Annotated in this window: 18 protein-coding genes and 3 tRNA genes; 15 read left to right on the forward strand and 6 right to left on the reverse strand. The window is 34.3% G+C overall.

The features are described 5' to 3' along the window. Positions 1-72 precede the first annotated feature (72 nt). Positions 73-146: transfer RNA gene (locus HNP90_RS00735), tRNA-Cys, on the reverse strand. 367 nt (positions 147-513) lie between these two features. Here HNP90_RS00735 and HNP90_RS00740 point away from each other — a divergent pair. The 13 genes from HNP90_RS00740 to HNP90_RS00800 all read left to right on the forward strand — a co-directional run bounded on the left by HNP90_RS00740 (position 514) and on the right by HNP90_RS00800 (position 5,698). Next, positions 514-601, forward strand: a tRNA-Ser gene (locus HNP90_RS00740). Between the two features lie 59 nt (positions 602-660). Next, positions 661-1,110: a 30S ribosomal protein S13 gene (locus tag HNP90_RS00745; RefSeq protein WP_011976963.1), complete on the forward strand. Its 450-nt coding sequence runs from the start codon at positions 661-663 to the stop codon at positions 1,108-1,110. A 20-nt stretch (positions 1,111-1,130) separates the two neighbouring features. Next, entirely contained in the window at positions 1,131-1,667 is a 537-nt protein-coding gene (locus tag HNP90_RS00750) for a 30S ribosomal protein S4 (protein WP_011976964.1), read from the forward strand. A 9-nt stretch (positions 1,668-1,676) separates the two neighbouring features. Further along, positions 1,677-2,051, forward strand: a complete 375-nt coding sequence (locus HNP90_RS00755) for a 30S ribosomal protein S11 (RefSeq protein WP_011171265.1) — start codon at positions 1,677-1,679, stop codon at positions 2,049-2,051. A 12-nt stretch (positions 2,052-2,063) separates the two neighbouring features. Then, positions 2,064-2,651 carry a DNA-directed RNA polymerase subunit D gene (locus HNP90_RS00760; protein ID WP_081430733.1) on the forward strand — a complete coding sequence of 196 codons (588 nt, stop codon included), beginning with the start codon at positions 2,064-2,066 and terminating at the stop codon, positions 2,649-2,651. Between the two features lie 60 nt (positions 2,652-2,711). Then, complete coding sequence (locus HNP90_RS00765; protein WP_011868042.1) at positions 2,712-3,074, forward strand: 50S ribosomal protein L18e; 363 nt, start codon at positions 2,712-2,714, stop codon at positions 3,072-3,074. A 20-nt stretch (positions 3,075-3,094) separates the two neighbouring features. Beyond that, entirely contained in the window at positions 3,095-3,508 is a 414-nt protein-coding gene (locus HNP90_RS00770; RefSeq protein WP_011976966.1) for a 50S ribosomal protein L13, read from the forward strand. A 13-nt stretch (positions 3,509-3,521) separates the two neighbouring features. Beyond that, positions 3,522-3,926 carry a 30S ribosomal protein S9 gene (locus tag HNP90_RS00775; RefSeq protein WP_011976967.1) on the forward strand — a complete coding sequence of 135 codons (405 nt, stop codon included), beginning with the start codon at positions 3,522-3,524 and terminating at the stop codon, positions 3,924-3,926. 38 nt (positions 3,927-3,964) lie between these two features. After that, a complete protein-coding gene (locus HNP90_RS00780) occupies positions 3,965-4,171 on the forward strand; it encodes a DNA-directed RNA polymerase subunit N (RefSeq protein ID WP_011976968.1) in 207 nt (68 codons plus the stop codon). A 36-nt stretch (positions 4,172-4,207) separates the two neighbouring features. After that, a tRNA-Pro gene (locus HNP90_RS00785) sits at positions 4,208-4,281 on the forward strand. Positions 4,282-4,318: 37 nt separating this feature from the next. Next, on the forward strand, positions 4,319-4,495 hold the full coding sequence (locus HNP90_RS00790) for a DNA-directed RNA polymerase subunit K (RefSeq protein WP_011976969.1): 177 nt from the start codon (positions 4,319-4,321) through the stop codon (positions 4,493-4,495). A gap of 31 nt (positions 4,496-4,526) precedes the next feature. After that, positions 4,527-5,462 (forward strand): phosphopyruvate hydratase family protein, encoded by a 936-nt coding sequence (locus HNP90_RS00795; RefSeq protein ID WP_011976970.1) that lies wholly within the window; start codon positions 4,527-4,529, stop codon positions 5,460-5,462. A gap of 47 nt (positions 5,463-5,509) precedes the next feature. Beyond that, entirely contained in the window at positions 5,510-5,698 is a 189-nt protein-coding gene (locus HNP90_RS00800; RefSeq protein ID WP_011976971.1) for a 4Fe-4S dicluster domain-containing protein, read from the forward strand. 21 nt (positions 5,699-5,719) lie between these two features. Here HNP90_RS00800 and HNP90_RS00805 read toward each other — a convergent pair whose 3' ends face one another. The 3 genes from HNP90_RS00805 to HNP90_RS00815 all read right to left on the reverse strand — a co-directional run bounded on the left by HNP90_RS00805 (position 5,720) and on the right by HNP90_RS00815 (position 7,749). Next, a complete protein-coding gene (locus HNP90_RS00805; RefSeq protein ID WP_011976972.1) occupies positions 5,720-5,986 on the reverse strand; it encodes a HypC/HybG/HupF family hydrogenase formation chaperone in 267 nt (88 codons plus the stop codon). A gap of 96 nt (positions 5,987-6,082) precedes the next feature. After that, positions 6,083-6,556 carry a YqaA family protein gene (locus HNP90_RS00810; protein ID WP_011976973.1) on the reverse strand — a complete coding sequence of 158 codons (474 nt, stop codon included), beginning with the start codon at positions 6,554-6,556 and terminating at the stop codon, positions 6,083-6,085. 38 nt (positions 6,557-6,594) lie between these two features. Next, positions 6,595-7,749, reverse strand: a complete 1,155-nt coding sequence (locus HNP90_RS00815; RefSeq protein ID WP_011976974.1) for an NAD(P)/FAD-dependent oxidoreductase — start codon at positions 7,747-7,749, stop codon at positions 6,595-6,597. A gap of 83 nt (positions 7,750-7,832) precedes the next feature. On the opposite strand from HNP90_RS00815, the gene aroC reads away from it, so the two are divergent. Together aroC and HNP90_RS00825 are read left to right on the forward strand one after the other, a co-directional pair. Continuing rightward, complete coding sequence (gene aroC, locus HNP90_RS00820; RefSeq protein ID WP_011976975.1) at positions 7,833-8,954, forward strand: chorismate synthase; 1,122 nt, start codon at positions 7,833-7,835, stop codon at positions 8,952-8,954. A 396-nt stretch (positions 8,955-9,350) separates the two neighbouring features. After that, on the forward strand, positions 9,351-10,517 hold the full coding sequence (locus HNP90_RS00825; RefSeq protein ID WP_011976976.1) for a GTPase: 1,167 nt from the start codon (positions 9,351-9,353) through the stop codon (positions 10,515-10,517). Positions 10,518-10,520: 3 nt separating this feature from the next. Here the strand turns inward: HNP90_RS00825 and mvk are convergent, their stop codons facing one another. Continuing rightward, the gene (gene mvk / locus HNP90_RS00830) at positions 10,521-11,474 is read right to left on the reverse strand and encodes a mevalonate kinase (RefSeq protein WP_011976977.1); all 954 of its coding nucleotides are present in this window, start codon (positions 11,472-11,474) and stop codon (positions 10,521-10,523) included. Between the two features lie 10 nt (positions 11,475-11,484). Beyond that, positions 11,485-12,891, reverse strand: coding sequence for a selenocysteine-specific translation elongation factor (gene selB / locus HNP90_RS00835; RefSeq protein ID WP_011976978.1), 1,407 nt, complete (start codon positions 12,889-12,891; stop codon positions 11,485-11,487). Positions 12,892-12,978 lie beyond the last annotated feature (87 nt).

Below are 12,978 nucleotides of genomic sequence, written 5' to 3' on the forward strand. Positions count from 1 at the left end.
TATGTGTTACAAAATTTATGAAAATATATCGATTAATCAATATCTATAAATTAATACTTCCAAAATAAAAAAAGCCAAGGAAGGGATTTGAACCCCTCTGAAGCGGATCTGCAGTCCGCTGCCTCGCCGGACTAGACTACCTTGGCACATTTCCTACGATTAGACGCATGAATAAGAATTATGGTTCAAATATATAAACCTATTGGTTTATTTGTTAATCTTACTTAATCCACCATTTTCATATATTAATTATCTAATTAAAAGATATTGTTAATCCATGCAAAGGAATATATACAATAAATGCGTTGGTAATTAAGGAAATCATTAAGGTAAATTAAAACACGACGTCAAAATTGGCGAATCAAAGACTAAATCGAAATCTATATAAATGAAATTTTATAAGGTATAGTGTGATAGAAAACACGAGACCATAATTAAAACACGGTTAAAAAGACACTAAATAAAAAGTGTGATAACTCCATATATATCATATCTATCAGTAGCTATCTGTGTGCAGAGATAGTCTAGCCTGGGAAGGCGTACGGCTGGAAACCGTATGAGGCTTTGCCTCGCGGGGGTTCAAATCCCCCTCTCTGCGCCATTTATTTTTTTATTACTATACTTATCAGTCAAACACGAAGATCTCTGGAGGTGCAAAGAGTGACTCAGACAGAATTCAAACACAGAATTAGAATCTCAAAAACAGACCTTGAAGGTAAAAACCCACTTGAATACGCACTACAAGAAATGAAAGGTATTGGTAGAGCGATGGCTAGAGCAGTAATTAGAGTTACTGAATTAGACCCTAAACAACAAGCTGGTTACTTAGCTGACGAAGATGTTTTAAAAATAGAATCAGTATTGGAAGACCCTGCAACACATGGAATCCCTTCATGGATGTTCAACAGGAAAAAAGATGTTTACTCAGGACTCGATAAACACCTTATCGAAACAGATCTCGTACTCACAGTACAAGAAGACATCACAAACATGAAAAAGATAAGATGCTACAGAGGAGTCAGACACGAGTTAAGATTACCTTGTAGAGGACAGAGAACCAGAGGTTCATTCAGAAAAGGAACTTCAATGGGAGTTAAAAGGAAAAAATAAACGGATAAAAAGGTGAAAAAATGGGAGATCCAAGACGATTGGGTAAAAAATACGACACGCCTAACCATCCATGGATTGGGGAAAGAATCCAAAGCGAAAGAGAAATTAGCCAAAAATACGGTCTAGTTAACAAAAAAGAACTTTGGAAAATGGAAACCCAATTAAGGAACTACAGAAGACAGGCAAGAAAATTAATCAGCGACACCACAACACAAGGTGGAAAAGAAGCTGTTCAGTTATTCAATGTTTTAAAAAGATACGCAATATTAGTTGAACAAGAACCAACACTCGACCACGTTCTTTCATTGAACATTGAAAGTATCTTAGAAAGAAGATTACAGACCATGGTATACAAAAAAGGTCTCGCTAAAACAGCAAAACAAGCTAGACAGTTCATTGTTCACGGCCACATTGCAGTAAACGGCAAAAGAGTTACTTCTCCATCATACTTGGTTTCAGTAGCTGAAAATGATGCGATAGAATACGTGCCTAACTCACCAATGGCTTCAGAAAACCACCCTGAAAGAACTGCCGCAGTAAGCGAAGAAAATCAATAAGGTGATTATATGAGTCAAAAATGGGGATTAGTACACATTTATGCATCGTACAACAATACAATTCTCCACGTTACTGATTTAACTGGAGCAGAAACTATCGCTAAAGTTTCAGGCGGTATGATTGTAAGAAACCAGAGAGATGAATCATCTCCATACGCTGCAATGCAAGCTGCATTCAAAATCGCAGATTTAATGAGAGATAAAGGAATTGATCAGGTACACGTAAAGGTCAGAGCTACAGGTGGCCAGAAATCTAAAAACCCAGGACCTGGTGCCCAAGCTGCTATCAGAGCATTATCAAGAGCAGGAATCAGAATCGGAAGAATTGAAGATGCTACACCAATTCCACACGATGGTACTACACCAAAAAGAAAGAACAGATAATTGGTGATTTTTTTGATAAAAAACATCCAAAAAGAGGAAAAGAGAACAGGGGAAATTATGAAAATGGAATTAAAAGCCCCTTTATCTTTTTCCAGTGCATTAAGAAGAATAATGATTTCAGAAGTCCCTACATATGCTATTGAAAATGTATACTTTTATGAAAACACATCTTCAATGTACGATGAAGTTCTAGCTCACAGACTTGGATTAATTCCAATAAAGGGAGTTCCAGTAAGTGGAGATGAAGTTATTGTACTTACAATCTCCAAAGAAGGACCTTGTATGGTATATTCATCAGATTTAAAATCTGAATCCGGTGAGCCTGCTTTTGAAAATATTCCAATTGTAAAATTAGCAGAAGGCCAGAAACTTGAGTTAGAAGCTGAAGCTCTTGTAGGCACAGGAAAAATTCATGCAAAATGGCAACCTTGTAATGCAGTTTACAAACAGATATCAAATGACGAAGTGGAATTTAAAATTGAGTCATTCGGAAACATGGATGCTGAAGACATTGTAAGATCTTCACTTGAAATTTTAAAAAACAAAGCTGAAAAATTCTTATCGGAATTAGAAGGCAGAGAATTAAGTGACGAAAATTAACTACCTATTATTTCTTCCAAATTATTGGAAATTATGAATCAATATCAATAGGGTGAAATTATGAAAAAAATCATGTCAACAAACCCAAAAACTCCTGAATTGATTCAGAAGTTAAAAGAAGAATCATTCAAAAACAGTGCACCAATCTGGAAAGATGTTGCTAAAAAGTTAGCTAAACCAGCTAGAAAAAAAGTTGAAGTAAACGTAAGCAAAATCAGCAGATACGCATCAGAAGGCGATGTAATCTTAATTCCAGGCAAAGTACTCGGTGCTGGGTCATTAAAAATAAATGTAACTGTTGCAGCATTTTCATTCTCAGAAACTGCAAAATCAGCAATTGAAGCTGTAGGCGGAAAATGCTTAACAATCGAAGAACTTATTGCAGAAAACCCTAAAGGTTCTAAAGTAACCATTATGGCGTAATTAAACACGAAGGTGGAATTATGGTTGTTGTAAACGCTGAAAATGCAGTTGTTGGAAGATTAGCTTCATACGTTGCTAAACTTGCATTAAGCGGTGAAGAAGTAACCGTTGTAAACGCTGAAAAAGCAATTATGACTGGAAACAAAGAATACATATTCCAAAAATATGTACAACTCAGAACTAGAAAAAGTATTTCAAACCCTAAAAAAATGGGTCCAAAATATCCAAGAAGGCCTGACGACATCGTAAGAAGAGTTATCAGAGGAATGCTCCCATACAAAAAACCTAGAGGAGTAGAAGCTTTCAAAAACATTAAAATTGAAGTTGGAGTTCCTGAAGGAGTTTCTATCGACATTAACTTAGGTAGCGAACCAAACACAATCAAATATGTAACCGTTGGAGAATTGAGCCAATTCTTAGGCGCTAAATTCTAATTGAGGTGAAAGTGTGAAAGTAGTCCACACAGTAGGTAAAAGAAGAACCGCAATCGCAAGAGCTACTGCAAAAGAAGGTAGCGGTAAAATCAGAATTAACAAAAAACCATTAGAATTAATGGAACCTAAATACATCAAAATGAAATTAATGGAACCTGTTATCTTAGCAGGCGAAGCTTTAAGCAACATTGATGTAGATATTGATGTTAAAGGTGGCGGTATCGTAAGCCAAATGGATGCTACAAGAACCGCTTTAGGTAAGGCTATTGTTGAATTTACTGGTAAAATGGAATTGAAAGAAAAATTCTTAAGTTACGACAGAACATTACTTGTCAGTGATGCAAGAAGAACTGAACCACACAAACCAAGTAAGTCTTCAAAAGGTCCAAGAGCTAAAAGACAAAAATCATACAGATAATTATTTTTCTTTCCCTTTACGTTTTTTAGGTGGTAATAGTGATATTTCCAATCAGATGTTTTTCCTGTGGAGCTGTAATTTCGGAAGTCTATGAAGAATACAGAACTAGACTTAAAGATGGCGAAAACCCGGAAGAAATTTTAAACGACTTAGAAGTTAAAAAATACTGTTGTAGAAGAATGTTCGCATCCCACAGATTGGACAACGACAGAGAATTATTTGACGATATCGTCGAATACAAATAATTATTTATTATTTACTGATTACCTATCTATTCAGACGGGGCCGTGGGGTAGCCTGGCCATCCTGTGCGTCTGGGGGGCGTGCAACCCGAGTTCGAATCTCGGCGGCCCCACTTTTTATTAATCTATAAAGTCCTCTTGGGTGATTTTATGAAATTAACTAAATTTGAAACTGCACGATTAGTTGGTGCAAGATCCCTCCAAATTTCTGACGGTGCTCCACTCACAATCGAATCAGACAGAACTTCGTCATTAAACTTAGCTGAAGATGAAATAAAGCAGGGTAAACTCCCACTGTGTGTTAAAAAACAAGTCAAAAAAAATTAATTAACTATTTTAAACTCTTTGGGGGATTTTCGTGGAAAACAGTACATCCATAAAAAGAATAACTGCAAAGAAGGTTTTTAAAGACTCAAAAATTCAAGTAAGGATCGCTACATTGACCAATAAAGGTATTGGTTACGATGTAATAGATGCGGAAAATCCAGACTATGTAATTTCTGACGTCGAAAATGTAATTGCTCCAGAACTTGTTGGCTATCCTGCTTATGATCAAGATATTATTGATTCAATAATATGTGATACATCCGTAGACAGTCCCAAGGTTACAATGGGCACTTCTTTGAGTGTTGCAAGAGCCGCTGCAAACAGCGTTGAAATTCCATTATTTAAGCATATTGGTGGAGTATTATCTACAAACCTTCCAATTGTAGGATGTTCTTTAGTTTCAGACGGAATAAACCAGCTTTTGACTATTCCAATGGCAGAATCAATTGGCGAAATGATCTATATCTACAATAAAATATTATCTGAACTCTCTGAAGAATACGATTTTAGAAATAACTACGGGGAGTACGTTTCTAAAGATATTTTTAAAGATATTGGAAAATTCAAAGAAATTATTTCAAACATTTCTGAAGATGAAGATATCGAAATTTTATCCGGTGCAAAAATCTCCGAATTTAAAAAAGAAATTGAGGAACTCGATTATTTAGAAAGTTCTGAAATAATTGAATTCGATGGAATATTGTGTACTGAAAATATCGATGAAGAAGCGGATTTTTCGAAAATAGACCCTTATTCCATGGGAACTCTTACCGAAATGAATTATTATATCAATTACACGGTTGAAAAAGGATTAACTCCGACGATTTCCGGAAACAACACCTCATTCCCGCACTTAGCAATTGGATTTAAAGTTCCATTTTTACGTGCAAATATAAACTCAAAAGTATTAAACGAAATCTGGAACATTGAAAGGATTTTAAACAGCCCCAATATTACAAGATTTTAATACTTTAACTTTTAAAAAATATACTGTAAAAAAAATGAGGGGATAATATGAGTGTTGTAATTGATTACGATAAATGTAAAGGCCCAGAATGCGCTGAATGTGTAAATACCTGCCCTGTAGAAGTTTTTGAAATTCAAGGGAACAAAGTAGTTGTTGCAAGAGAATCAGACTGCACACTGTGCATGGTATGCGTTGATGTATGCCCAACTAATGCAATAACTGTAAAAGAAGACTAAATATTTATTTTTTAACTTAAATTATTCGGAATTTTCTTTTTTAACTCCGTCCATTTCATCGAGTACATCGAACAATTCTTCCCATGCATCTAAACTCAATTTTGCTTCGTCTTCACTCATTTTTTCAAGCGCGTATCCTGTGTGGATCAGCACATAATCTCCAATTTCAACGCCTTCTAGAAGTGCGAGTTTTGCTTTTTGTTTTACACCCTTGTATTCAGCAAGCGCGTATTTTTCGCCATCTTCTTCAAATATATCAATAACTACGGATGGAATTGCAAGACACATATGATTTCACCTGAAATAAATAGAGATAAAAATAATATTTCTAAATCTGTGATTAATCTATTTATAAATATCGATAAAATTTTTAAAAAAAGATCATTAAAACGGAAGTATACTTGCTAAAGCCGCAAATGGCAGCACTACGAGTCCGTGTTTTATAATTCTACTTATGATCAATGCTGAAACATAAATTTTAAAAGGCATCTTGAATATCCCTGAAATCCAGCAGATCACCTCAAATGGAATTGGGGTAAAACTTATAAGAATTATTCCAAGAGCGCCCCATTTATTTAAAAATTCTTCCGCACTTGAATATTTTTCTTTTTTAAATATCTTTAAAAAAAGATTCTCGCCATATCTTGAAGATATAAAATATGTTACAATTCCCCCTAACGTACTCCCAACTGTTGAAACCAGTATTACATACCTCCAATCAAGCCCAAGAGCAAGTCCTCCAAGCATGAAAACTTCGGTTGGAATTGGTTGAAAAATTGGCTCTGAAAATCCAATCAAAAAAATAGCCAAAAGTCCATATGAAGCAACTAAATCCATCCCTATTGAAACAAAATCCATATTATACCATTTTTAAAAAAATATAGATTAATTTGTATTTAAACCTGCCAGTAATAAGGGTCTGTTGTTGGGTAAACTTCTAAAAAGTCTTTGTAAACATCGATTCCTTTTAAGTACTGTGCAAAGTAAGGTGCAAGTTCAGTAGCTGTTGTCATTACAACTGCACCGACTGCTTTTCCATTTTCATAGTATATCCTGTTCATTCCACGCTTTTCGGTTTTTCGGAAATAATACCCCCTACCAGGACGGTTGTACGATGTTTTAAAATCTTTTGTCTGTTTTCCAACGACTAAAATGCTGATCGGCATTCTAATTGTGGCAATCTCAATTCCATATTCCATTTTTTTTAGAGGAAGATTTTTTATCTCGTTGTAAATATTTTCTGCAACAATTTTTCCCTCGCGGTTAGAAATTGGGGTATATCCGCCCCTTACTGAGTCCCCGCAAGCATAAACTTTCGATTTTCCATCAACTTGAAAATATTCATTTGTTTTGTATCTTGGTGTTCCACCAATTGCCAAAATATTAAAATACTCATCATCGTGGAGCATTTTATTCAGTTCTTCTTCGCTGTGAGTTATTTTAAAATTTGACAGGTCATTTATGATATAATCCCTAAGTTCATCATCTTCGATTTTTTTTAAAAACTTTGACCTTACATAAACAGTTACTTCGCTTCCAAATGTCGAAAAAATTGATGCATATTCTGCTGCAACAGTTCCACCACCAATTATGAGAATTTTTTTTGGTAGTTTTTTTAAATACGGAAGTTCACTATGAATCGCACATTCGACCCCCAGGTAATTTCTAGCATAATTTTGCCCTGTCGCATAAACCACATAATCATAGTTTTTTTCATATTCTTCCTTAAATTCTTCAAATTTTACAAATATTCCCAGTTCATCGAGCGTTTTTTTAGCCCCTTCCCGCATAGATCTGTGAATTTTATAAACTTTTTCGTGTAACTCGTTAAGTGAAATTATATCTTCTAAAACATGTTTTTTTCCAGTTATCGCATTTAAATTATCAATTACATCTGAAACTTCTTTTAAAGCATTTACATACCTGCAACCGTAATTTAAGCAGGTACCACCAAGTTTGTCCATCTCATAGAGTTCAACTTCAAGTCCTCGTCTAGCGAGTGCGTGTGCACAAGAAAGACCTGCAGGCCCCCCACCTACAACTGCAATCATAATCCATCCCCTCATTTTTTAAACCAGTGTATCTAATGTATTGAATGTATTATGTTTATATCTTACGAAATCACGGTGATACTTTGAACACTTTTGGGGATAATTTTAGAGTAACGACCTGGGGAGAAAGCCACGGAAAAGCATTAGGTGCAGTAATTGACGGATGTCCTGCAAATCTACCCATTTCAGAACAAGATATCCAAAATGAACTCAATAGAAGAAGACCTGGATACAGCATCTTCTCAACACCGCGAAAAGAAGAAGATAAGGTAGAAATTCTTTCAGGAATTTTTGAAGGAAAAACTACGGGAACCCCAATTTCAGGACTTGTATTTAACAAAGGACAAAAATCAAAAGATTACAGTAAAATTAAGGATACGCCAAGACCCGGACACGCTGACTTAAACTACTTTTTAAAATACGGAAATTACGACTACAGGGGCGGTGGACGAAGCAGTGGAAGAACCACAATTGGAAATGTGATTGGTGGAGCAGTTGCTAAAAAATTAATTGAATTTACACACAATATCAAAATAATCGGGTATTCTACTAAAATTGGAAAAATAAAAGGGGACTTTGATTACTACAAAAATCCAAAATTTTTTGAAAGTGATTCAAATATTGAAAAATTATTGAAAAAAATAGAAAATAATCCATTAAGATGCCCTTCAAAAAATAGCGATGAAATGAAGGATTACGTTATTGATGCGATGGATAAAAAAGACAGTGTCGGCGGAATAATTGAAATAATTATAAAAGGAATTCCGCAAGGCGTTGGAAATCCAGTATTTAACAAATTAGAAGGAAAACTTGGAAGTGCATTCATTGGAATTAATGCGGTGAAAGGATTTGAAATAGGCAGGGGTTTTGAAGCTTCAGAATTATATGGAAGCGAAATGAACGATGCATACCATATATATGAAAATTCAATAAAAGAAATGACAAATAATGCCGGTGGAATTATCGGTGGAATCAGCACTGGCTCCCCAGTTGTTCTTAGGGTTTCAATAAAACCAACACCTTCAATTTCAAAAATTCAAGATAGTATGAATTTGATATCGAATAAAGATGAAAAAATTGAAATTGGCGGTAGACACGACCCGATAATCGTTCCAAGAGTTATTCCAGTACTGGAATCGATGGCTGCAATAACGGTTGCTGATCTAATGATTTCGAGTGGATATATTAACCCATGCAGAATATAAAACCAACAAAAAAATTTAATTTTCTAAAAAAAATAATAAAAAAAGCGGATACAGAACTCAATCCAAAAAATCCGGTATCCTAACGATTAATCCCCATTAATCCAACGATAATAGCACCTGTATGTTATCCACAAGCAAGTGCAATATAAATTTTATATATTCTGCTATATATATTTGATGTGAATAATGGGGGATATTACCTTCACAAAGGCTGTAAAATAGAGTAAATAGCATTTAAAGGATTTAATAGTCAGTTTGGCAATTATTTATGTTAATATGCTCTTTTAAAATTCAATTATTTATTTACCAATTCAAAATTAGATTTATGCAACTAAAAATATTTTTCAAATTTATATTTTTTAAACCGACAGACTACCTTATATACAAAGTCGGATTATGTTAAATAACTCAGTAAAACACCTAAAGATTGATAATATGGAAAACAAAATTCCCATGAGAAGAATGGTTCACAAAATCATATATGAGTGCAATATCGTGCTTCTCGTTGTTGATGCAAGGGATCCCGAAACTACACGAAACAGGGCTCTTGAAGAATATACCATTGAAAAAAATAAAAAATTAATTTACGTAATCAATAAATCAGATCTTGTTCCTAAAAAAATTCTTGAAAAATGGAAAGACAACTTTAAATCTGAAAACCCGAATTCTTCCGTAGTTTTTGTAAGTGCCAAAGAAAAATTGGGCACAAAAATGTTAAGGGATGAAATTAAGGCTTATTTAAATTCAAACAACATTAAATACGGACAAGTTGGAATCGTTGGATATCCAAATGTTGGAAAATCCTCAATAATCAATGCACTGACAGGTAAAAAAAGTGCAAGAAGTGGACTTACCGCGGGATTAACTGTTGGAGAACAGTGGGTAAAATTAACAAAAGATATCAAATTACTCGATTCTCCAGGAATAATTGAACCAAAAGATGAAGATGAACTCGTAATATCTGGCGCATTAAGGTACGAAAAGGCCGATGACATCATATCCCCGGCACTAAAAATTTTACAACGTATTCACACGTTTGATAACACGATTCTGAATGAATACTACGGTTTTGAAATCGGAGAAGAAATAAATATAGAACTTCTTGAAAAAATCGGAACTAAATTAAATTTCCTTACAAAAGACGGCAAAATCGATATAGACAGGACTTCAAAAAGTATAATCCGGGAATTCCAAAACGGCAAATTGAACTACCACAGGATGAACTTAAAAAAATACGAACAGAAAAGAACCAAAAATATTGATTTTATAACAAAATACCTGCAAAACTTCCCATTTATCAACGATGCCGACCAGATTATATCCCATCTTGAAAATATAGATGAACTTGGAACAATGAATACAAGACCTGTAATCGGGATGAAAGAATTAGACGATGCTTTTGTAATAATCTCGTTTTCTGAAAAATCAAGAGATACCGGCAGAAAAAAAGTTGAAGAACTTGCAAGAATGAGCGATATTGAATTATATTCACTTGGTGGCGGAAGGGTTGGAAAACATAGAATTTACATTGGAGTAGGCGAAAAAATTAAAAACACAATATAATGATTAATTGGCCATTTTACATTCATAAATTCCAATTACACCAATTTTTTTCAATTCTTTTAACAATTCTTCCCTATCTTCTTTTAAAAGTATTATTGCAGAACCCCCTCCCCCTGCACCGGTTAATTTTCCCCCGTAACCGTACTTTTGACCTACTTTTGCAACTAAATCTAACTTTTCAGTAGAAATTCCAAATTTTTTAAGAAGTTCGTGGTTTTCATTCATCAATTTTCCAAGTTCTGATTTATCGGATACCCACCTTACAGTACTTATTATTTTTCCAATTTCCTCAAAAATCTGCTCTTTTTCAGGGTGTTTTGAAACCTCGTGTACTAATTCTGCAGTTTTCCTTGTTCTCTCTTCAACATTCACAACCAAAAATCTACAAGTTTTTATGAATTCTTCCAAATCGTTAGGCATTGGCCTGTATTCCCCATTTACAATTTCAATCATTCCTCCCAAAGAAATCGTTGCAGTGTCAGTTACACTTGCCCTTCCCTGAACCTCTTTTTCAACAGAATATGCAAGATTTATTACTTCATCATTTTCCAATTCAATTTTGTAAAAACTTAAAATTGAACGAATAACAGTTACAACAACAGATGCAGATGAGCCTAAACCGCAACTTAGGGGAATTTCAGAATATATTTTTAATTTAAAGGGTTTTATCTCTTTTAAATTTTTAAATTCGGATAGATAATATATCGTAGATTTTGCAGCGCATAACACGTACTTTAATGCAGGACTGAAATTTGAAATTTCCAAATTTTTAATTAATTCGGGAGTTATTTCAAAAATTTCATTTAAATCTACAAGGTCTATTGAAATTGTGTCGGAATTTTCTTCAATTTCACCCGTTGTTTTTAAATCGAGTGCCATTGAAATTGCAGGATAACCGTCAACTACTGCATGTTCTCCGAACAATATAATTTTAGAAGGTGTTTTTATCGTGTTCATATATTCCACCTTAACCCCACCTTCTAAGCCTGTTTAACAGCACTTTATCCCGGTTTTCAACATTTCCATTAAATTCCGCAGTTAACAGTCCTTTTGTTCCAAAAGTTCCTTTTATTTTTCCAACAACATCTTTTCCTTCAATGGATATTTCTTCACCGATTAATTTTTCGGCTGCAACTTTTGACTGTGCGAGTTCTTCAATCACGGTCCTTGATTTATCGATTTTAATCTTTCCTTCCCTAAGTACTTCTTTTTTAATATTCAGATCTTTTATTGGTTTAAATTCCTCGATTAAACCATGACCACAGATTCTAAGGGTTGTTGGGGGAAGATCAAGCCTTGTAATTAAAACCCTATCTCCAACTTCCGCCAAAACCTTTTCTTCAAGTTCAAATACACAGTAGCATTCATTTCCAGAAATTACTTCGTTTAAAATTACATTTTCTTCCGATTTGCCAACCGTTAATTTTTTAAACGGTACTGCAACTGCCGGAACTATCAACATTCCCACATTTAAGTGAACTTTCATTTTTGGAGTTAAATTGTACTTGAAAATGTCTGAAATTTTTATTTTGGCAACTATTTTGTCGACTACCTGTAAATTAGTATCTTTTGAAGTTAAAATGCATCCCCGATAGATTTGTTTTGCTTCAACACCCTGAATTGCCATTCCAACTCTGTCGCCAGCTTTTGCCTCCATAACATTTTCTTTAAAGCACTGTATACTCCTGACTTTCGTAGACATGTTTATTGGAAGAACTTTTAATTCATCACCGACTTTCACAATTCCTTTGTTAATAGTTCCGGTTACAACCGTTCCTGCACCCTTTATAGGAAATGCGTGATCTAGGGGCATTTTAAAATAACTGTCAGTATTTCTAATTATTTCAGTATTATTCAAAGTATTTATAATCAAATTTTTAATTTCGGTGATGCCAGATCCCGTTTTTGCAGAAATTGGAATAATTGAACTGTTTTTTAAATTTTGAGTAGATTGCAAAATGGACTTCATAAACATTTCAGTTCTTTTGATCTCTTCGGTTTCTGCATTGTCTGATTTTGTAATCACAACAATTGTTGGAATATTGAAGTGATCAAGAATTAACATGTGCTCCCCAGTCTGGGTCTTTGGCCCTTCTTTTGCATCAACAACAATTAATGCAAGATCGATTATATCTGCAGCACTTACAACTGCCCTAATTAAATCAGCGTGTCCTGGTGCATCAACCAAAGTTATACGGTAATTTTCAAGCTTAAATGCTGAAAACCCGATATCGATTGTAATTCCACGTTTTTGAGATTCAGGCAGTTTATCGTGTGCCGAAGTTGATGCAATTTCCGTTAAAACTTTAGAAAGTGTCGTTTTTCCGTGATCGATGTGTCCAAAAATTCCGAGGTTGATATTTTTAAAGTCCATTTTCTACTACCTTGATAACCGATTCCTATTAAAATAATATACCTAGATTATATATGCACTTAGATATAAAAGGATAAATAAATTTTG

It is taken from the genome of Methanococcus maripaludis, from assembly GCF_013760955.1.
Taxonomy (GTDB): Archaea; AGJL01; Methanococci; order Methanococcales; family Methanococcaceae; genus Methanococcus; species Methanococcus maripaludis_A.

Coding starts and splice junctions, on each gene's coding strand:
- HNP90_RS00750 (WP_011976964.1), top strand. CDS start 1,131: ATGGGAGATCCAAGACGATTGGGTAAAAAATACGACACGCCTAACCAT.
- HNP90_RS00755 (WP_011171265.1), top strand. CDS start 1,677: ATGAGTCAAAAATGGGGATTAGTACACATTTATGCATCGTACAACAAT.
- HNP90_RS00765 (WP_011868042.1), top strand. CDS start 2,712: ATGAAAAAAATCATGTCAACAAACCCAAAAACTCCTGAATTGATTCAG.
- HNP90_RS00770 (WP_011976966.1), top strand. CDS start 3,095: ATGGTTGTTGTAAACGCTGAAAATGCAGTTGTTGGAAGATTAGCTTCA.
- HNP90_RS00790 (WP_011976969.1), top strand. CDS start 4,319: ATGAAATTAACTAAATTTGAAACTGCACGATTAGTTGGTGCAAGATCC.
- HNP90_RS00800 (WP_011976971.1), top strand. CDS start 5,510: ATGAGTGTTGTAATTGATTACGATAAATGTAAAGGCCCAGAATGCGCT.
- HNP90_RS00805 (WP_011976972.1), bottom strand. CDS start 5,986: ATGTGTCTTGCAATTCCATCCGTAGTTATTGATATATTTGAAGAAGAT.
- HNP90_RS00810 (WP_011976973.1), bottom strand. CDS start 6,556: ATGGATTTTGTTTCAATAGGGATGGATTTAGTTGCTTCATATGGACTT.
- HNP90_RS00815 (WP_011976974.1), bottom strand. CDS start 7,749: ATGATTGCAGTTGTAGGTGGGGGGCCTGCAGGTCTTTCTTGTGCACAC.
- HNP90_RS00825 (WP_011976976.1), top strand. CDS start 9,351: ATGTTAAATAACTCAGTAAAACACCTAAAGATTGATAATATGGAAAAC.
- mvk (WP_011976977.1), bottom strand. CDS start 11,474: ATGAACACGATAAAAACACCTTCTAAAATTATATTGTTCGGAGAACAT.
- selB (WP_011976978.1), bottom strand. CDS start 12,891: ATGGACTTTAAAAATATCAACCTCGGAATTTTTGGACACATCGATCAC.